Origin of the sequence: Nocardioides sp. Root240, assembly GCF_001428825.1 — a bacterium.
Taxonomy (GTDB): domain Bacteria; phylum Actinomycetota; class Actinomycetes; order Propionibacteriales; family Nocardioidaceae; genus Nocardioides.
The window spans coordinates 1-18,013 of sequence record NZ_LMIT01000016.1 but is presented as its reverse complement, the minus strand read 5'-3'; the positions used below and the strand labels follow the sequence as shown (position 1 = coordinate 18,013).

Genomic DNA, 18,013 nt, shown 5'->3' with positions numbered 1-18,013 from the left:
ACTGGTAGAACGGCTGCATGCGGCGTCTCTCGGCAGCCTTGAAAACGGGCCTGGTCCTGCTCCTCCCGGTGTTCGGCCTCGCGGCCTGCTCGGGCGATGACGAAGGTGAGGCGCGGGCAGCGGTGCAATCCGTGGCCGACGCGCTGATGGGCGCCGCGGACGGCAGTGCCGACAAGGCACTGTTCGCCGATGAGCCCTTCACGGGCACCGACGGCGAGATGGTCCTCGCGGAGTACACGAAGATCATCGACGGAATGGACGGCTTGGTGCCGAAGGTCTCCGTCGCCGATGTCGACACCGAGGCGGAGACGGCGACCCTCACCTGGTCGTGGCCCGTCGCGGACGACGCCGATCCCTGGACCTACGACACCACGGTCGATCTCGCGCACACCGATGCCGCCTGGACGGTGGCCTGGGCCCCGAGCGTGGTCGAGCCGAGCCTCATCGACGGCGACCGGCTCGAGGTCACCAGCGAGCCCACCACCCGCGGCGACATCACCGGTGCGGGCGGCGCCGAGCTGGTCACCGCTCGACCGGTGGTGCGGGTGGGCATCGACCGCACCCTGGTCGGTGCGGCCAGGGCACCGGCGTCGGCGAAGGCGTTGGCCGAGCTCGTCGACATCGACGTGGCGTCCTACGTCAAGGCAGTCAAGGGCGCCGGCGCGAAGGCGTTCGTCGAGGCGATCACCTACCGGGCCGGCGACGTGCCGGGCGCCGTCCGGTCGCGGATCCCCTCGATCACCGGTGCGCGCCAGATCGACGCCGAGCTCGCGCTCGCGCCCACCCGCGACTTCGCCGCGCCGATCCTCGGCCGGGTCGGTCCGGTCACCGCTGAGATGGTGGAGAAGGACCCCGAGGCCTACCAGCCGGGCGACGTCGCCGGGGTCTCCGGCCTGCAGGCGCGCTACGACGAGCAGCTTCGTGGCACCCCCGGCCGGATCGTGCGCGCCGTCCCCGGCGACCAGGGCGCCGACGACCGCGAGCTCTACGTGCAGGAGCCCGTCGCCGGGAAACCGCTCGCGCTGACCCTCGACCGACGGCTGCAGAGCCTGGCCGAGCGGGTCCTCGACGGTGTCGGACCGGCCAGCGCACTGGTCGCGATCCGCCCGAGCGACGGCAGCATCCTCGCGGCCGCCAACGGCGCCGGCACGGACGGCCAGAACTACGCCACCTACGGCCAGTTCGCGCCCGGCTCCACCTTCAAGTCGGTCACCTCCCTGGCCCTGTTGCGGGCCGGGCTGGAGCCGACCTCGCAGGTCGAGTGCACCCCGACGACCACGGTCAACGGCAAGCGGTTCAAGAACTACTCCGACTACCCGTCCTCCTCGATCGGCACGATCCCGCTGCAGGAGGCGATCGCCCAGTCCTGCAACACCGCGCTGATCAACGCCCGCGGCAAGGTCCGCGACGGAGACCTCGCCGCTGCGGCCGCCAGCCTGGGCCTGGGCATCGACCACGACCTCGGGTTCCCCGCCTACTTCGGCGAGGTCCCGAAGCCGTCCGGCGAGACCGAGGCCGCCGCCGACCTGATCGGCCAGGGCAAGGTCCTGGCCTCGCCGATGGCCATGGCGACGGTGATCGCGAGCGTGCAGGCGGGCAGGACCGTCGTACCGCACCTGGTGGGCGGTATCGACGTCTCCGTCCCCGCCGCGGCCAAGCCGCTCACCGCGGCCGAGGCCCGCCAGCTCAAGGCGCTGCTGCGCCGGGTCGTGACCGACGGCAGCGGCCGCGGCCTCGCCGACCTCCCGGGTGGCCCGGTGATCGCGAAGACCGGCACCGCCGAGTACGCCGACGGCGGCACCGTGCGTACCCACGCCTGGATGATCGCGGCCCAGGGCGACCTCGCCGTCGCGGTGTTCGTGCAGACCGGCCAGTCGGGCTCGCGCACCGCCGGACCGCTGCTCGAGGAGTTCCTCCGCGGCGCTCGATGAGCCCGGACTGACCACGGCCACCCGGGACCTTGGTCCCGGTTCTGTCGTCCGACCGGAGGATCTTCGTCGAGGTCCCCTTGACCCGCGCCACGGCCGCGCTATCGTGGACGAGTCGTCCTTCGGAGGGAGCACCGGAAACGACAAGAGCCCCTCGTCGACCCCATGCGATGAGGGGCTCGCTCCTTTTTCACCGGCCCTCTGCATCACTTGTAACTCGGTGTTCGGGGGCACTGCCACGGTCTCCTGACTGGGCAGGACACCGTGGTGGAAGTCCCGAACACCGAGTTACAAGCACGCGGCGGGCGCCCGGCGCGCGTTCGGAAACCAGAGCCCGTTGCGTACGACGATCGCCGTGCCAGAGTGTGTCCATGACCTTCCGCGAACGCCTCGGCCACCTGCTCCCGGAGTCGCACCGCCAGCTGTACGTCGGCGGCCAGTGGGTGCCCGGCGGCGGAGGCGGCCGGATCGACGTCATCGACCCGGCGGACGGCTCGGTGCTCACCGACGTCGCCGACGGCACGCTCGACGACGCCCGCGCGGCGCTCGATGCTGCCGTCGCCGCCCAGGCCGACTGGGCAGCGACGCCGCCGCGGGAGCGGGCCGAGATCCTGCGCCGGGCGTTCGACCTGGTGACCCGGCACGCCGACGACCTCGCGCTGGTGATGAGCCTCGAGATGGGCAAGCCGATCGCCGAGGCGAAGGGCGAGGTGACCTATGGCGCGGAGTTCCTGCGCTGGTTCTCCGAGGAGGCGGTGCGCATCCACGGCCGCTGGATGCACAACCCGGCGGGCGGCAGCCGCCTGCTGACGGTGCGCAAGCCGGTCGGTCCGTGCCTGTTCATCACCCCGTGGAACTTCCCGCTCGCGATGGGCACCCGCAAGATCGGCCCGGCGATCGCCGCGGGCTGCACGATGGTCGTGAAGCCGGCCGCCCAGACCCCGCTGACCATGCTGCTGCTCGGCGTCCTGCTCGCCGAGGCCGGCCTGCCCGCGGGCGTCCTCAACATCGTGACCACCAGCGACTCCGGCGGGCTGAGCAGCACCCTGCAGGCCGACCCGCGGCTGCGGAAGGTGAGCTTCACCGGGTCCACCTCGGTCGGCAAGAAGATCGTGGAGCAGTCCGCCGGCGAGCTGCAGCGGGTGTCGATGGAGCTCGGCGGCAACGCGCCGTTCCTCGTGTTCGCCGACGCCGACCTCGACGCCGCCGTCGACGGCGCGATGATCGCCAAGATGCGCAACATGGGCGAGGCCTGCACCTCGGCCAACCGGTTCCTCGTCGAGGCGTCGGTCGCCGAGGAGTTCGGTGCCAAGCTCGCCGAGCGGATGGGCGGCCTGCGCGTCGGACGCGGCCAGGACGTGGGCGTGCAGGTGGGTCCGCTCATCGACGAGAAGGCCGTGGCCTCGGTGTCCGCGACGGTGGCCGACGCCGTCGCGCGTGGCGCCCGGGTGCTCACGGGCGGCTCGGCTCCCTCCGGCAGCGGGTACTTCTACGAGCCGACGGTGCTGGTCGACGTACCGGCGGAGGCGGACGCGGTCACCAAGGAGACCTTCGGCCCGGTCGCGCCGATCACGACGTTCACCTCCGAGGACGACGCGATCGCGCTGGCCAACGCCACGGAGTACGGCCTCGCCGCCTACGCCTACACCCGCGACCTGGCCCGCACCATCCGGCTGGCCGAGCGCCTCGAGACCGGCATGCTCGGCATCAACACCGGCCTGGTCTCCAACCCGGCCGCACCCTTCGGTGGGGTGAAGGCGAGCGGGTTCGGGCGCGAGGGTGGCTTCGAGGGCATCGAGGAGTACCTCGACACGACGTACGTCGCCCTGCCGGTCTCCTGACGTGAACAGGGCTGCGCGGTGCGCCGAGGTGGTCGCGGCGACCTTCCTCCTGGCCGGCCTGGTCGCCCAGGTGCTGGTCACCCGGGTGCTGGTCGGCCTCGGCGAGCCGACCTCGGTACCGCTGGGCACCGTGCGGTGATGCGGTAGCATCAGATGCATGCGCACCACGCTCGATGTCGATGACGACGTGCTCCTCGCCGTCAAGGAACGTGCGCGCCGCGAGAAGCGCTCGGCGGGGGCTGTCCTGTCCGAGCTCGCTCGGGCGGCCCTCAACTCCGGCGGCGCCGAGACCCTGCGTGCCGACTACGGCTTCCGCCCGCTGCCCTCGACCGGCGCCGTGGTCACGAACGCGCTGATCGACGACATGCGTGAAGAGCTCGGCGTGTGAGCAGGGGGCTCCTCGACGTCAACGTGCTCCTGGCGCTCTTCGACGCCGCCCACGCCGACCACCGGCGCGCATGGGAGTGGCTCGGCGCCAACATCGCCGAGGGGTGGGCGTCGTGCCCACTCACACAGAACGGCTTCGTGCGGATCATCAGCCAGCCGCGGTACCCCAACGCGGTCCCGCCGGGGCGCGCGATCGCTCTGCTCGGCGAGGCTGCCGAGACCGAGCACCACGAGTTCTGGCCCGACGAGGTCTCGATCCTCGACCCCGGCACCGTCCGATCAGATCGGGTGCACGGCCCCGGCCAGCTGACCGACCTCTACCTCCTGGCCCTGGCCGTCGCGCGCGGCGGACGCTTCGTCACCTTCGATGACGGCATCCCCTTGTCCGCCGTTCCTGGCGCGACCCCGGAGCACCTCGTGGTTCTCTGAGCCTGCCGGCCGACGATGAAATCGGTCGCCGGTGTCGGTCCTCCCCTTCACACTGGAGGACCTCATGACCGACCAGCTCGCCCCGCTCCCGCCGACGCGTCCGCGCCGGGTGCCGCGCGCGTTCACGCCGTTCCGGCACGCGTCGTACCGCTGGCTCGGGGCGGCGCTGGTGCTGACCAGCTTCGGCGGTGGCGTGTGGGTGGTCGCGCTGGTCTGGGAGGTGATCCGGATCGGGGGCAGCGCGAGCGCGCTGTCCGTGGTCAGCACCGCCGGCGCGGTCGGGGTGCTGCTGCCCGCGCTGCTCGGCGGGGTGGTCGCCGACCGGGTCCCGCAGAAGCTGATCCTGCTCGCGACGACGACCGTCGAGCTCCTCGGGGTCGCGCTGGTCGCGGTGCTGTCCTTCGCCGACGTCGCGCAGCTGTGGCACCTCGCGGCGGTGGCGTTCACCGCCGGTACGGCGATGGCGTTCTACTACCCCGCCTACTCCGCCTGGCTGCCGGCGCTGGTGCCCGAGGAGGACCTGCTGGCGGTCAACGGCTTCGAGGGCATGGTCCGTCCGACGATCGGCCAGGCGCTCGGCCCGGCGGTCGCGGGCGCGGTCGTGGGGGCGGCGTCGTCCTCGGCGGCGATCACGGTGGCCGCGGTGGCCTACCTCGCCGGGCTGCTGGTGCTGGCGATGGTCCCGCTCACCGCCGTACGGCGTGAGATCGCGACGCCCGACCCCGGCGCCGACGCCCACCCGGTGCGGGCCGTGCTGGCCGACATGCGCGAGGGCTTCGCCTACATGGTGCGGACACCGTGGCTGCTGGCGACGCTGCTCTTCGCCTCGATCATGGTGCTGGTCATGATGGGCCCGCTCGACGTGCTGGTGCCCTTCCTGATCAAGGACCGGCTCGGCGGCGGGCCGGGCGACCACGCGATCGTGATGGCGTGCTTCGGCATCGGCGGCGCGATCGGCTCGTTGGTGACCGGGTCGCTCCCGATGCCGCGGCGCTACCTCACCTGGATGAACCTGATGTGGGGCGTGGGCTGCCTGCCCTTCCTCGTGATCGGCTACGCGACAGCGGTCTGGCAGGTCGCGGCGGCCGCCTTCGTGATCGGCGTCCTCTTCTCCGCGCCCATGGTCATCTGGGGCACCCTGCTCCAGCGCCGGGTGCCGCCCGAGCTGCTCGGCCGGGTCGCCTCGCTCGACTTCTTCGTCTCGGTCAGCCTGATGCCGATCTCGATGGCGATCGCGGGACCCGTGGCCGAGCTGATCGGGCTGCGGGCGACCTTCGCGATCGCAGCGATCGTCCCCGGGGTGACCGCGGCGGTCGCGATCGTGGCCGCGCGGCTGCCGGAGGACGAGCGCGCGCACCCCCTGCGGGACTGAGCCGGGAGGCGGAAGCCCCCGCCTCGATGAGTAAGTCCAAGGTCTCGAACACCGAGCCCCGCTCAGCATCCACGCCGGCGGCGTTGCAGACGCTCGACGTGCGCCCAGCATGCCTTCGCGCCTGCGCCTTGCCTGCGCCTTGCCGGCGCGGCGCCGAGCGACGCTCAGCGCACGATCCCTTGGACTTACTCATCTAGCGGAAGCGATGGAGAGCCGGACGGGGGCCGGTGCGCTCCGCCATGCTGTGCGGCGACGTTCGCAGTGAGCATGGGGGAGGCGCGACATGACGGACCCGCAGGACCGCATCGATCCGGCGGGGCTGGGCTCGCCCGGCGACCTCGCGGAGGCCCTGACCCGGCTCCGCACCGGCCTGGGGCTCACGGTCCGTGACGTCGCTCGTACGACGGGGATCCCGGTCGCGACCGTCGGTGGCTACTTCAGCGGCCGACACCTGCCTCCCCCGACCCAGCCTGCGCCCTTCACGGCGCTGCTGACCGTGCTCGGCGTGGCCGAGGCCGACGTGCCGGCCTGGCACGAGGCACTGGTCCGGCTGCGACGGGTGCCGGGGCCGCGGCGGGAGGCGGCGGCGCCGTACCGCGGGCTGGAGAGCTACCGCGTGGAGGACGCGGCCCTCTACGTCGGCCGCGAGCACGAGGTCGAGCAGCTGTGGGCGATGTTCGCTGCACTGGTCGACGAGGAGGGCCCGACCGCCGTCGCCGTGATCGGACCGTCGGGCAGCGGCAAGTCCTCGCTGCTCCAGGCCGGGCTGCTCGGATCGGAGCAGGCGGCCGGGGTCGAGGCCCGCACGTTGATGCCGGCGGACCTGCTCGACCTCCCTGCCGACCTCTTGGCCCCGCCCGCCGAGGGCGCGCCGCCGCGACTGGTCGTGATCGACCAGCTCGAGCAGGTGCTGACCGAGCGGTTCACCGCGGCCGAGCGCGAACGGATCGTCGGCGAGACCGACCGGCTCGCGGCGTGCCCGCGGACCGTGGTGGCCCTGGGCCTGCGCGCCGACTTCGTCGACCGGGCGCTCAGCGAGCCCGGCCTCTCGCCCCTGGTACGACGCCGCCAGCTCCTCGTGGGCGCGCTCGACCTCGACGTGCTCCGCCGCGTGGTGGCGGAGCCGGCCCAGCGGGTCGGTCGCGCGATCGGCCCCGAGGTCGTCGACCTCGTCGCGCAGGACCTCGCCCCGCGCGGTGTCCTCGACGACCCGGCGACGCTGCCGCTGCTGTCGCACGCCCTGCTGGTCGCGTGGGAGAACGCCGGACGCGAGGGCCTCACCACCTCGACATACGTCGCGTCGGGCGGCGTGCGGGGTGCCGTCCAGCGCTCGGCGGAGGAGGCGTACACCGCGCTCGACGCGAGCGGCCGGGAGGCGGCCCGACGGTTGTTCGGGCGGCTGGTGCTGGTCGACGCGGAGGGCGTCGCGGTCCGGCGGCCGGTGGTGGCGGAGGACCTGTCCGACGACGACGCGCTGCTGCGCGCGGCCGAGTCGTTCGTGGCCCAGCGGATCCTGACCGCGACCGAGACCGGCTACGAGATCAGCCACGAGGTGGTCCTCGTCGCGTGGCCTCGGCTGCGCGGCTGGGTCAGCGACGACCGCGAGTACCTGTCGCTCCGGCACCGCGTCGGCCAGGCGATGGCGCTGTGGGAGGAGCACGGCCGTGGTCCGGACACGCTGCTGCGAGGTCCGCTGCTGCACGTGGTCCGCGACCTGCCGGAGACCCGGTTGCGCGAGCTGTCCGGCGCCGAGCGCGCCTTCGTCGGCGAGAGCATCGCCGCGGCCGGAGCGGCTGCGGCCCGCCGGCGCCGTCAGCGCAGCGGTCTCGTAGTGCTGGCGATCAGCGCACTCGTGCTCGCCCTCGTCGCGACGGTCCTGTCGGTCCACCTCAACGGCGCGCGGGCCGACGCCGACGCCGCGCGCTCGGTGGCCGAGACCGCGCGGGCCGAGGCACTGTCGCGCCAGGTCGCCACGAAGGCGACGCTGGTCCGCGCGTCCGAGCCGGCCCTCGCGGCGCGGCTCGCGCTGGCGGCGTACCGGATCAACCCGACGCGCGAGGCGCGCTCCGCGGTCCTCGAGTCCACCGGCGAGCGGTTGCCCAGCCGGCTGCTCGGTCCGGAAGGACCCAGCAGGGCGGTCGCGTCGCCCGACGGCTCGCAGCTCGCGGTCGCCGGCGCCGACGGGGCGGTGCGTCTGTACGCCCGCACGGCCGGGCACGCGCCGGAGCAGGTCTCCCGGGTCCAGGTCGACGAGGGCCAGCTCTTCGCGGCGTCGTACGACGCGACGGGGGAGCGGCTGGCCGCGGCGGGCTCGGGCGGCACCGTCGCGCTGCTCGACGTCCGCGACCCCGCCCACCCCTCGCTGTTGGTGTCGGTCGCGACGCCGAAGGTCGACGGGGCCCCGACGGGGGTGCAGGCCGTGCTGCTCGACCACGGCGTGCTGTACGCCGCGTCGGGCATCGGGCTGCTGCGGTGGCGGGTGGACGGCACGCGCCTCGTGCCGCTGCCGCGCATCCCGGCCATGGGCGTCGTCCACGACGTCACCACCTCGCGCTCCGGACTCATCGCCGTCGCGGGCACCGACGGCGCGGTCAGCCTGTGGCGCCCGGCCGCCGGCGACCGGCTGGCCGAGGTGCGTCGCTTCACCGCCGTGTCCGACAGCCAGCTCACGTCGGTCGCCTTCTCTCCCGACGGCCGCACGGTGGTGAGTGGCAGCAAGGACGCCGCGGTCCGGGTCTTCGACGTCGACGGGTCCGCCGACCCGGTGCGCACCCTGGGTGGGTTCACGTCGTGGGTCAACGACCTCGAGTTCTCCCCCGACGGCTCGCGGCTGCTCGCGGGCGGCTCGGGCGCCAAGATCCAGACCTGGCGCACCCGCGACTGGCAGGTCGAGCTGGACATCCCGATCCCGGCCAACGTCGGCGCCGTCGGGTACGCCGACGCCGGCTCCACCATCGTCACCGCGGCCATCGACGGGACCGTGCGGCTCCTGCCGACCGCGGGCCCGCAGCCGCAGCGGCTCGGCGACACGGTCTGGAACCTGATGCGGCCGGCCTCCGGCACCACGGTCTACGTCGGCGTCGGTGCCGCGGACCCGTCCCTGCGGGCGGTCGACCTCGCCGACCCGACCCGACCGGTCGTCGAGCCGGAGGCGTTCACCGCACCCGCGTCGGCGGGGAGCCTGGACGGCTCGGCGTCGGCGTCCCCCGACGGCCGCTTCCTGGTCGGCGGCACGGAGGCCGGCAAGGTCGCGGTGTGGCGGACCGACGGCCAGCGGGACGCCCCGGTGGTGGTGCCGGCCGCGAGCCAGCTGATCGAGGCGACGAGCGTGTCGCCGGACTCGACCCGGGTGGCGGTCGCCTCGGACGACGGGACGGTCACGTTGTTCGACCCGGCGCCCGCCGTACCTCGCCGGGTGGGCCGGGTGAAGATCGACTCGCTCGCCATGGGCGTCAGCTTCAGCCCCGACGGCACCCTGCTCGCGGTGGGTGGCGCCGACAACCGGCTCCACCTGTTCACCCTCGCCGACCGCAAGGAGGTGGCCAGCCTGGAGTTCGACAACTACGTCTACGGCTCGGCGTTCAGCCCCGACGGCCGGTACGTCGCCGCCGGCGGTGCCGACCGCACGGTCCGGGTGTGGGACATCGAGGACGCCACCGATCCGCAGCCGGTCGGCGAGCCGGTCAAGGGGCCCTCGGGCACGGTGTTCAACGTCGCGTGGTCGGCCGACGGCGCTCGGCTGGCGGCGGCGTCGCAGGACGGACGGGTCTGGATGTGGACCGTCCGCGACGGCGACCTCACGGCCGACGCCGAGCTCGCGAACCTCGGTGCCGGGGCCGTGGGCGTCGTCTGGTCGCCCGACGGCCGTACGCTCGTCGCGACCGGCCTGGACGGCGTGATCGGCACCTGGGCCACCGGGGCGGACGGTGCCGGCGAGCGGATCTGCGCGGTCACGGGCAGTCCCGTCACGGACGAGGAGTGGGAGCGCCTGCTGCCGGGCGTCGAGCACGCCGATCCGTGCGCGGCGCCGGGAAAGGGCTCCTGACCTGCGGTTCTCCCGCGACCCGAACCCTGTACGACGGTTGTCCGGACTTGTCCGGACTATGTCCGGGCCTGCGGGCGGGCCGTGTCCGCGCCCCGTCGCTCCCGTTGGATGGGTGCTGGCGCGAGACGTGTGGGGCGGCTCCCGCCGACCGGATGAGCGGCCGGTTCGTGTCCTCTGGGGGGAGGCTCGGGCCGGCCGCCTTCGTCCGCGCCCCGCCCGCCGTCAGCCTTCGAGGGTTTCGAGCACCTCGGCGTTGTGCCGGTACCCGACGGTCTCGTAGCCCACCACCGTCACCCACGGCGCGGCCGACAGCATCAGCAGGCACCACACCAGCTCGACGTCGGCCTGGGCCATCAGCACCGGCACCACCAGGAACACAACCGTGGTCGCCAGCAGGACCAGGTGGAAGGTGTCGAACGAGGCGGTCAACCACGAGTAGCCGGCGTAGAACACGGCCAGGAACAGCGCCACCGGCACGACGACCGTCAGCACGGTCCCCGTCAGGTGCAGCTTGCTGTGGTGGTCGAGGTAGTAGGCGGCGACGTGGAGGCCCGCGCCGATGGCGACGATCGTGCCGAACAGGACGATGGCGCCGTACCCGAAACCGAAGGAGCGGTTGCGCCGCACGTGCAGGATCTCGCCGGTCGGTACGACGAAGTAGCTCCACCAGATGCCGAAGGTCAGCGCCGTGCCCGCGAGGGTGAACACCGCGATCTCGACGCTGAGCCCGTCCTCGGCCAGCACGTTGATCGCGGCCATCGTGCCGATCATCCCCTCGCCGAGGGTGATGATGACCATCAGGCCGTAGCGCTCGGCGATGTGGTGGGCGTGCCACGGGGTGCCGCCGCGTCGCAGCTCGGCGTACGCCGGCCCGGCGACCTCGACCAGCAGGGGGACCAGGATGAGGGCGAAGGTCGTGGCCACCGAGAAGTCGAGGAGGGCGAGGGCGCACCACAGCACCTGCGCCACCCCGATCGACAGGATGTAGGTGCGGCACGCCGTCCCGCGGCCCGGATCGTGCCGCGCGGCACGCCACCACTGGAACAGCATCGCGACGCGCATCACGACGTAGCCCCACACGATGACGTCGTTGTCGAGCGTCTCGCCGTGCTCGGTGACGGACGTGAACATCGGGTGGATGCCGAGCGCGAAGATCAGCACGCCGACCATCTGCAGCATCGTCGTGAGCCGGTAGACCCAGTCGTCGGTGTCGTACGCCGACGCGAACCACGTGAAGTTGATCCACGCCCAGCTGACGCCGAAGGTCGCGAACGCGAAGGCGGCGATCCCGGAGCCGATGTGGTCGGCCGCGAGTGCGTGGGCGAGCTCGTTGGCCGCCGTACCGAAGGCGACGACGAAGGTCAGGTCGAACAGCAGCTCCAGCGGGGTCGACGCCCGCCCCGGCTCGTGCGGGTCGCGGCCGAGCATCCGGCGGGTGCGGTGGCGGACGGTGGGAGCGTGCGTCTCCGACATGGGCCGCAGTCTAGGAGTTGGTGGCGGTCCGTCCGAGCAATGCCAGCACGTGCACCCCGGCAGGGGCGTCCACAGGGACGGGGACGGGGAGGCCGAAGCGTGGGTCGTCGCTGAGCGCGACCTGGAGTGCCGACGGGAGAAGCTCGGCGGCCAGCCGCTCGGGGATCGGACCACCGCGACCCGTCGTACGGCCGACGTCCCAGCCGTGGACGGTGATCTCGAGGGCGGCGATCCGCGCGACCGCGTCGACGGGCAGCGGGTGCCCGGCGACGTCGACGACCGGCGAGGTCGCCGACATCCACGCGGTCAGCAGTCCGCACGCCTTGAGCTGCAGGCGCTGGACCCGCTGCTCGAGGGGGGAGGGCGCGGCACTGCTCAGGCCGACCGCGCCGCCCGCGGCCTCGGCGAAGGCGTCGAGGGCGTCCTCCATGTGGGCGAGCAGGTCGGCGAGGCTCCACCCCGCGCACGGGGTGGGGCGGTCGACGTCGGCGCAGGTGATCGTGTCGAGGGCGGCGCGGGTGTAGTCGAGCGCGCGCTGCAACAGGTCGAGCCCCGCGACGAGTCCGGCGGGTGCGGGCTCGGCGCTCATCGGATCAGGCCGGGACGTAGTCGGCCGGCAGCCGCTCGGGCAGGCCGAACCGGGCGAACAGCCGGGCGTCGAAGAACGCCGTCACGTGCTCGACCCGCAGGCCGTCGCCGGAGCCGGTCATCTGCAGCACCTGCAGGTGGAAGGGCTCGAAGTGGCCGTCGGGCTGGCGCATGTAGAGGCCGAACGCCGGCTGGCCGTTGGCGACCGTCTCGATCATCGGCATGTCGTTGGTACCGCCGGGGCACTTGGTGCCGATCAGCTCGCCGATCGCGTCGCAGCCGCGGAAGTGGTTGAGGAACGGCGGCATGTCCCAGGTGGCGTCGTACTTGAGGAGCTGGACGATCTGCTCGATGTCCTTGCGCCAGAACGCCTGCAGGTAGGCGTCGAGGAGCGTGCGCTGCGCCGGGTCGAGGTCGGCCTCGACGGTGTCGGGCGTCAGGCCCCGCTCCGCGAGCTGGGCGTGCGCACGCTGCAGCGCGGAGTTCACCGCGGCGGTCGTGGTGTCGAGCGCGGTCGCGGTCTCGGCCGCCGACCAGCGCAGCACGTCGCGCAGGATCAGCACCGCACGCTGGCGCGCCGGGAGGTGCTGGAGCGCGGCGACGAACGCCAGCCGGATCGTGTCGCGCTCGGCGACCTCGACCGCGGCGTCCGGGATCGGCTCCAGCCACGGGACCTCGTGGTCCTCGAGCAGCTCGTCGGACGGCGCCGAGTCGGCCGTGCCGAGCCCGGTCGGGAGCGGCCGGCGCGGCTTGGCCTCCAGGTTGGTCAGGCAGACGTTGGTGGCGATCTTGTAGAGCCAGGTGCGCACCGAGCTCCGCCCCTGGAAGCTCGCCGACGCCTTCCACGCGCGCAGGAAGGTCTCCTGCACCAGGTCCTCCGCCTCGTGCACCGACCCGCTCATCCGGTAGCAGTGCGCCATCAGCTCACGCTGGTAGCGCCCCGTGAGGGTGTCGAAGTCGGCCAGCTCGTCGCTCGCCGTCGTGTGCGTCGTGGTCGCTTCGGTCACCGTCATTCCCATCGCTGCCCCCGTGTCTGGCCAGTGTGCCTGATGGGTGGACCGGGGCGCCTGCGAAAACTCATCGACGCTTGCTGCAGGAATCCCCGCCTAGGAGGGGATTCTTGCGCTTGGTGGCCGTTGCAACGGCCACTAAGCGTCGGATTCCCCGCTCCGGCGGGGATTCCTGCAGCACTCCAGCGCCGCCTCGGCGGCAGCGACGGCGAGCTCGCGGTCGGCGGGCACCAACCCGATCCGGGTACGACGGTCGAGCAGGTCCGCCACGTCGGCGGCGCCCTCGTGGGTGATGCCGAAGAAGAGCTCGGCCCACACGGTGGACAGGTCGGGGTGGATGGTGGCGAGCAGCTCGTCCTCGGTCCAGCCGGTGGCGTCGACGGACGCGGCGAGGACCAGCCCGGCGTCGGCGCCGTACCGGCGGATGAGGCGGGCGTGCCCGGGCGAGGACGCGCGGGCGGCCTCCTCGGCCAGGGCGGATCGGGGCGCGGCACCGGCCAGGGGCAGCGAGGCCGTCACGCACGGCCCGGCGGCCAGCCCGGCGGAGGCGACCGCGGCGTCGACCGCGTCCTCGGCCATGCGGCGGTAGGTCGTCAGCTTGCCGCCGACGATGGTGATGACGCCGGTGCGTGAGGTGAGGACGGCGTGCTTGCGGGACAGGTCCGCGGTGGAGTCGTCGCCGCCCGACGACGTGTCGAGCAGCGGGCGCAGGCCGGCGAAGGCGCCGACCACGTCCGAGCGGCGCAGCGGACGGGCGAAGGACGCCGACACGACGTCGAGCAGGAAGCCGATCTCGACCTCGGTCGGCTCGGCGACGTCGGGGATCGGGCCGTCGACGGGCTCGTCGGTCAGGCCGACGTAGAACGGGCCGTCGGGCTGGGGAAGCACGAGCACGAAGCGGTTGGTCTCGCCGGGGATGGGCGCGAACACGGCGACGGACAGCTGGGGCAGGGCCTCGGCGCGGAGCACGAGGTGGGTGCCGCGCGAGGGGCGCAGGCGGACGTCGTCGACCAGGTCGCCCGCCCACACGCCGGCCGCGTTGACGACCGTCCGGCAGGTGACGTCGAGGGTTTCGCCGGTCAGCTCGTCGCGCAGTTCCACGGAAAACTCGGTGGTTGAGGTGCGAGCGCCAGCGAGCCTCGAAACCCCGGTGGCTGAGAGGACGCGAGCGTGGGTGTGGACCGCGGCGCCGCGGTCGGCCGCCGTACGGGCGATGGTGGTGACCAGGCGCGCGTCGTCCTCGAGCTGGCCGTCCCAGCCCAGGTGGCCACCCCGGAGGCCGTCGGCACGCAGCGGCGGCGCGAGCCGACGGGTCTCGGCGGCGGTCAGCCGGCGCGGCCGAGGGAGGGTGTCGGCGCTGGTGCGCGCGGCGCGACGGAGCAGGTCGCCGCCGAGGAAGCCGGCGCCCGCGAGCGCGCCCATCGGCCTGCTGACGCCGGCGGCGAGCGGGATCAGCGACGGCATCGGACGGGTGAGGTGCGGCGCGGTGGTCTCCATCAGGATGCCGCGCTCGACGGCGCTCTCGTGGGCGATGGCGACCTGGCCGGAGGCGAGGTAGCGCAGGCCGCCGTGGACCAGCTTCGAGGAGAAGCGCGACGTACCGAACGCCAGGTCGTGGGCGTCGACGGCCAGCACGGTGAGGCCGCGGGAGACGGCGTCGAGCGCGACGCCGGCGCCGGTGACGCCGAGGCCGACCACGACGACGTCGACGTCGGTGGGTGCGCCGACGAGGCCGGCGGTGATCCTGTTGCTCATGGCTGGAGGCTCCGGACGATGAGGTGGTGGAGCTCGGCGTCGAGGGCTGCGGTGTCCACAGCGTCGTCGAGCATCGTGTGGGCCGAGAGGACGAAGCCGTGGGCCGCGAGGACCAGGCCGCGGGCGATGGTGACGGCGTTGCCGTCGCGGACGGTGCCGAGGCGCTGACCCTCGGTGACCGCGGCCGCGAGGACGCCGATGACCAGCTCCTGCGAGCGGCCGCGGCGGGCCAGGAGGTACGGCAGGATCAGCTCGGGGTCGAGCTCGACGATCCGCGTGAACAGCTCGTTGTCGCGCAGTGCCTCGACGCATCCGGTCATCGCGTCGGCGACCCGGACCGGCGTCGGCTCGCCGGAGAGGTCGACCTGCCCGGTGACCAGGCCGGTCCACTCGCGGGTCATCAGGTCGGCCAGGAGGGCCGGCATGTCGGACCACGCGCGGTAGATCGTCATCCGCGAGACCCCCGCCCGCCGGGCGACCTCGGTGAGCGTCGTACGACGCCAGCCGACGTCGAGGATGCACTCGCGAGCGGCGTCGAGGTAGCCGTCGCGCGGATCATGGTTGTGACGATGTGACGTCATGTGTCACACTGTAACACATGACGACCGAGCACCCCACCGCCCTGCAGCCCGAGATGCCCGCCACCCGGTGGGGCGACCCGGCCCTCGCGTCCGGCCTGCCGGACGGCGTCCGCGACCTCGTCGGCCTGGTGTTCCCGATCGCGGACACCCCGGCCCTGGCGGACGTCGTGGTGCCGGCGTCCCGGCTCTCCGCGGCGCAGGTCGACGGGCTGCGCGCGCTGCTCGGCGAGGAGAACGTCGTCACCGACGACGAGGTGCGCCGCCTGCGCACCCGCGGCAAGTCGACGCCCGACCTGCTCCGGCAGCGCCGCGGCGACCTCGGCGACGCCCCGGACGCCGTCGTCCGGCCGGGCGGGCACGACGACGTCGTCGCCGTCCTGGCCTGGGCGCAGGAGAACCGGGTCGCCGTCGTCCCCTTCGGCGGCGGTACGGCGGTCACCGGCGGCCTGGTCGCCGACCCGGCGGGCCTCGCCGGCATCCTCTCCCTCGACCTCGGCCGGATGCGGGGGCTGCTCGCCCTCGACCCGGTCTCGTCGACCGCCACCCTCGAGCCGGGCCTGCGCGGCCCCGAGGCCGAGGCGCTGCTCGCAGCCCACGGCCTGATGCTCGGCCACTTCCCGCAGTCGTTCGAGTACGCCACCATCGGCGGCTTCGCCGCCACCCGCTCCAGCGGTCAGTCGAGCGCCGGCTACGGCCGGTTCGACGCGATGGTCGTCGCGCTGCGCGTCGCCACGCCGGTCGGCGAGGTCCGGCTCGGCGCCTCGCCCGCCAACGCCTCCGGCCCCGACCTGCGCGAGCTCTTCCTCGGCTCCGAGGGCGCCTTCGGCGTGATCACCGAGGTCACCGTGCGGGTCCGCCCGCTGCCGGAGGTCAAGGAGTACGAGGGCTGGCGCTGGTCGTCCTTCGCCGCGGGCGCCGACGCGATGCGCGCGCTCGCGCAGTCCGACCTGCTGCCGACCGTCCTCCGGCTCTCGGACGAGAACGAGACCGCGATCAACCTCGCCGACCCGGAGGCGATCGGAGGGGAGGGGAACCCCGACTGCCTGATGATCGTCGGCTACGAGGGCACGCCCGCCGCGGTCGCCGCCAAGAAGGCCGCCGTCACCGCCGCGCTGACCGCCCTCGGCGGTGCGCCGCAGGGGACCGGGCCGGGCGAGGCCTGGGCGCACGGGCGGTTCAACGCGCCGTACCTGCGCGACAGCCTGCTCGACAACGGCGTCCTCGTGGAGACCCTCGAGACGGTCACCTTCTGGAGCAACCGCGAGAACCTCTACGCGCGCGTGAAGGCCGCGCTCGAGGCCGCGCTGCCGGGCGCGATGGTGCTCTGCCACGTGTCGCACGTGTACGCCACCGGCTGCTCCCTCTACTTCACCGTCGCCGCCCCGGGCGGCGAGGACCCGCTCGCCGCCTGGCTCCCCGCGAAGGCCGCGGCGTGCGAGGCGATCGTCGCCGCGGGCGCCTCGATCACCCACCACCACGCGGTCGGAACCGACCACAAGCCGTACCTCACCGCCGAGATCGGCGACCTCGGCGCCACCGTGCTGCGCGCGGTCAAGCGGGCGGTCGACCCGACCGGCATCCTCAACCCGGGGGTGCTGGTCCCGTGAGCGTCGCTTCCCGCTCGTTCGCCTTCCTCGTCAACCCGAGCTCGGGCGGCGGGGCCGCGCCGAAGGTCGTCGTCCCGCTGACCCGCGCGCTGCGCGAGGCCGGTGCCACGGTCGAGGTGACCTACACGACCTCGGTCGCGGAGACGCCCGCCCTGGTGGACGCCGCGGTGGCCTCCGGCGCCGTCGTCGTGGCGGTCGGCGGCGACGGGATGCTGTCGTCCGTCGCCGGTGCGGTCGCCGCACGCGACGGGGTGCTGGCCGTCGTACCGGCGGGGCGGGGCAACGACTTCGCCCGGATGCTCGGCGTCCCGCACACGACGGCCGAGCAGGCCGCACTGCTGCTCGAGGGAGCCGAACGCCGGGTCGACCTGCTCCGCGCGACGTCGGGCGACGGTACGACGCACGTCGTCGCCGGCTCCGTCTACGCCGGCGTCGACGCCCGCGCCGGCGAGATCGTCGACCGCTCCCACTGGCTGCCCTCGAAGCTGCAGTACCCCGTCGCCGCGGTCCGCGCCCTGGCGACGTACCGGCCGATGGACTGCGTCCTCGAGGTCGACGGCGTCACGTCGCGTCACGTCGCAGCAACGGTCGTCGTCGCGAACTCGCGCTACTACGGCAAGGGCATGGCCATCGCGCCCGACGCGTCCGTCTCCGACGGCCTCCTCGACGTGATCGTCATCGAGGCCGCCTCGCGCTCGGGCCTGATCCGCTCCCTGCCCAAGGTCTACGACGGCGGCCACGTCGCCCTCGACGAGGTCAAGGTCCACACCGGCCACAGGGTGACGTTGACCGGGGCGTACGCAGGCGGCGGCCTCGTCCCCGTCGGCGCCGACGGCGAGGCGCTCCCCCCGCTGCCCGCCTCGGGTGCGCCGCTGACGGTCGAGCTGTTGCCGGAAGCGCTGCGGATCATCGCCTGAGCGGCGACAGCTCAGATGTGAGTTTCACCGGCCGGCCGGTGAAACTCACGTGCTTGGACGAGGAAACTCACGCTTGGACG

General features: G+C 73.5%; 14 protein-coding genes. 9 read left to right on the top strand and 5 right to left on the bottom strand.

Annotated features, from left to right (window positions below; genetic code table 11):
- Positions 1 to 17 precede the first annotated feature (17 nt).
- The 7 genes from ASE20_RS22975 to ASE20_RS22950 all read left to right on the top strand — a co-directional run bounded on the left by ASE20_RS22975 (position 18) and on the right by ASE20_RS22950 (position 10,002).
- A complete protein-coding gene (locus tag ASE20_RS22975; protein WP_056896924.1) occupies positions 18 to 1,931 on the top strand; it encodes a penicillin-binding transpeptidase domain-containing protein in 1,914 nt (637 codons plus the stop codon).
- A gap of 368 nt (positions 1,932 to 2,299) precedes the next feature.
- Positions 2,300 to 3,769, top strand: a complete 1,470-nt coding sequence (locus ASE20_RS22970) for an NAD-dependent succinate-semialdehyde dehydrogenase (protein WP_056896923.1) — start codon at positions 2,300 to 2,302, stop codon at positions 3,767 to 3,769.
- Position 3,770: 1 nt separating this feature from the next.
- Complete coding sequence (locus ASE20_RS24885; RefSeq protein WP_157538564.1) at positions 3,771 to 3,908, top strand: hypothetical protein; 138 nt, start codon at positions 3,771 to 3,773, stop codon at positions 3,906 to 3,908.
- An 18-nt stretch (positions 3,909 to 3,926) separates the two neighbouring features.
- Positions 3,927 to 4,157 carry a hypothetical protein gene (locus tag ASE20_RS22965; RefSeq protein ID WP_056896922.1) on the top strand — a complete coding sequence of 77 codons (231 nt, stop codon included), beginning with the start codon at positions 3,927 to 3,929 and terminating at the stop codon, positions 4,155 to 4,157.
- Positions 4,154 to 4,585 carry a TA system VapC family ribonuclease toxin gene (locus ASE20_RS22960; RefSeq protein WP_056896921.1) on the top strand — a complete coding sequence of 144 codons (432 nt, stop codon included), beginning with the start codon at positions 4,154 to 4,156 and terminating at the stop codon, positions 4,583 to 4,585. Before ASE20_RS22965 ends, ASE20_RS22960 begins: the two co-directional genes overlap by 4 nt.
- Before the next feature lie 64 nt (positions 4,586 to 4,649).
- The gene (locus ASE20_RS22955; protein WP_056897129.1) at positions 4,650 to 5,957 is read left to right on the top strand and encodes an MFS transporter; all 1,308 of its coding nucleotides are present in this window, start codon (positions 4,650 to 4,652) and stop codon (positions 5,955 to 5,957) included.
- A 283-nt stretch (positions 5,958 to 6,240) separates the two neighbouring features.
- A complete protein-coding gene (locus ASE20_RS22950) occupies positions 6,241 to 10,002 on the top strand; it encodes a helix-turn-helix domain-containing protein (protein ID WP_056896920.1) in 3,762 nt (1,253 codons plus the stop codon).
- A gap of 222 nt (positions 10,003 to 10,224) precedes the next feature.
- Here the strand turns inward: ASE20_RS22950 and ASE20_RS22945 are convergent, their stop codons facing one another.
- From ASE20_RS22945 to ASE20_RS22925, 5 genes are all read right to left on the bottom strand, one after another.
- Positions 10,225 to 11,475, bottom strand: a complete 1,251-nt coding sequence (locus ASE20_RS22945; protein ID WP_056896919.1) for a low temperature requirement protein A — start codon at positions 11,473 to 11,475, stop codon at positions 10,225 to 10,227.
- A 10-nt stretch (positions 11,476 to 11,485) separates the two neighbouring features.
- A complete protein-coding gene (locus ASE20_RS22940; protein WP_056896918.1) occupies positions 11,486 to 12,064 on the bottom strand; it encodes a TIGR03086 family metal-binding protein in 579 nt (192 codons plus the stop codon).
- 4 nt (positions 12,065 to 12,068) lie between these two features.
- Entirely contained in the window at positions 12,069 to 13,076 is a 1,008-nt protein-coding gene (locus ASE20_RS22935) for a sigma-70 family RNA polymerase sigma factor (RefSeq protein ID WP_056896917.1), read from the bottom strand.
- 135 nt (positions 13,077 to 13,211) lie between these two features.
- On the bottom strand, positions 13,212 to 14,828 hold the full coding sequence (locus ASE20_RS22930; protein WP_056896916.1) for a glycerol-3-phosphate dehydrogenase/oxidase: 1,617 nt from the start codon (positions 14,826 to 14,828) through the stop codon (positions 13,212 to 13,214).
- Positions 14,825 to 15,409, bottom strand: coding sequence for a TetR/AcrR family transcriptional regulator (locus ASE20_RS22925; RefSeq protein ID WP_056896915.1), 585 nt, complete (start codon positions 15,407 to 15,409; stop codon positions 14,825 to 14,827). The genes ASE20_RS22930 and ASE20_RS22925 overlap by 4 nt, the downstream gene beginning before the upstream one ends.
- A 17-nt stretch (positions 15,410 to 15,426) precedes the next feature.
- Here ASE20_RS22925 and ASE20_RS22920 point away from each other — a divergent pair, with 17 nt between their 5' ends.
- Together ASE20_RS22920 and ASE20_RS22915 are read left to right on the top strand one after the other, a co-directional pair.
- The gene (locus tag ASE20_RS22920; protein WP_225869145.1) at positions 15,427 to 17,016 is read left to right on the top strand and encodes an FAD-binding oxidoreductase; all 1,590 of its coding nucleotides are present in this window, start codon (positions 15,427 to 15,429) and stop codon (positions 17,014 to 17,016) included.
- Positions 17,013 to 17,933: a diacylglycerol kinase family protein gene (locus tag ASE20_RS22915; protein WP_056896914.1), complete on the top strand. Its 921-nt coding sequence runs from the start codon at positions 17,013 to 17,015 to the stop codon at positions 17,931 to 17,933. Before ASE20_RS22920 ends, ASE20_RS22915 begins: the two co-directional genes overlap by 4 nt.
- The last annotated feature ends 80 nt before the right edge of the window (positions 17,934 to 18,013 follow it).

Bases quoted from the DNA above. Each gene is read 5' to 3' on its own strand.
- ASE20_RS22975 (WP_056896924.1), top strand. From the start codon at position 18: ATGCGGCGTCTCTCGGCAGCCTTGAAAACGGGCCTGGTCCTGCTCCTC.
- ASE20_RS22970 (WP_056896923.1), top strand. From the start codon at position 2,300: ATGACCTTCCGCGAACGCCTCGGCCACCTGCTCCCGGAGTCGCACCGC.
- ASE20_RS22965 (WP_056896922.1), top strand. From the start codon at position 3,927: ATGCGCACCACGCTCGATGTCGATGACGACGTGCTCCTCGCCGTCAAG.
- ASE20_RS22955 (WP_056897129.1), top strand. From the start codon at position 4,650: ATGACCGACCAGCTCGCCCCGCTCCCGCCGACGCGTCCGCGCCGGGTG.
- ASE20_RS22950 (WP_056896920.1), top strand. From the start codon at position 6,241: ATGACGGACCCGCAGGACCGCATCGATCCGGCGGGGCTGGGCTCGCCC.
- ASE20_RS22945 (WP_056896919.1), bottom strand. From the start codon at position 11,475: ATGTCGGAGACGCACGCTCCCACCGTCCGCCACCGCACCCGCCGGATG.
- ASE20_RS22940 (WP_056896918.1), bottom strand. From the start codon at position 12,064: ATGAGCGCCGAGCCCGCACCCGCCGGACTCGTCGCGGGGCTCGACCTG.
- ASE20_RS22935 (WP_056896917.1), bottom strand. From the start codon at position 13,076: ATGACGGTGACCGAAGCGACCACGACGCACACGACGGCGAGCGACGAG.
- ASE20_RS22930 (WP_056896916.1), bottom strand. From the start codon at position 14,828: ATGAGCAACAGGATCACCGCCGGCCTCGTCGGCGCACCCACCGACGTC.
- ASE20_RS22925 (WP_056896915.1), bottom strand. From the start codon at position 15,409: ATGACGTCACATCGTCACAACCATGATCCGCGCGACGGCTACCTCGAC.
- ASE20_RS22920 (WP_225869145.1), top strand. From the start codon at position 15,427: ATGACGACCGAGCACCCCACCGCCCTGCAGCCCGAGATGCCCGCCACC.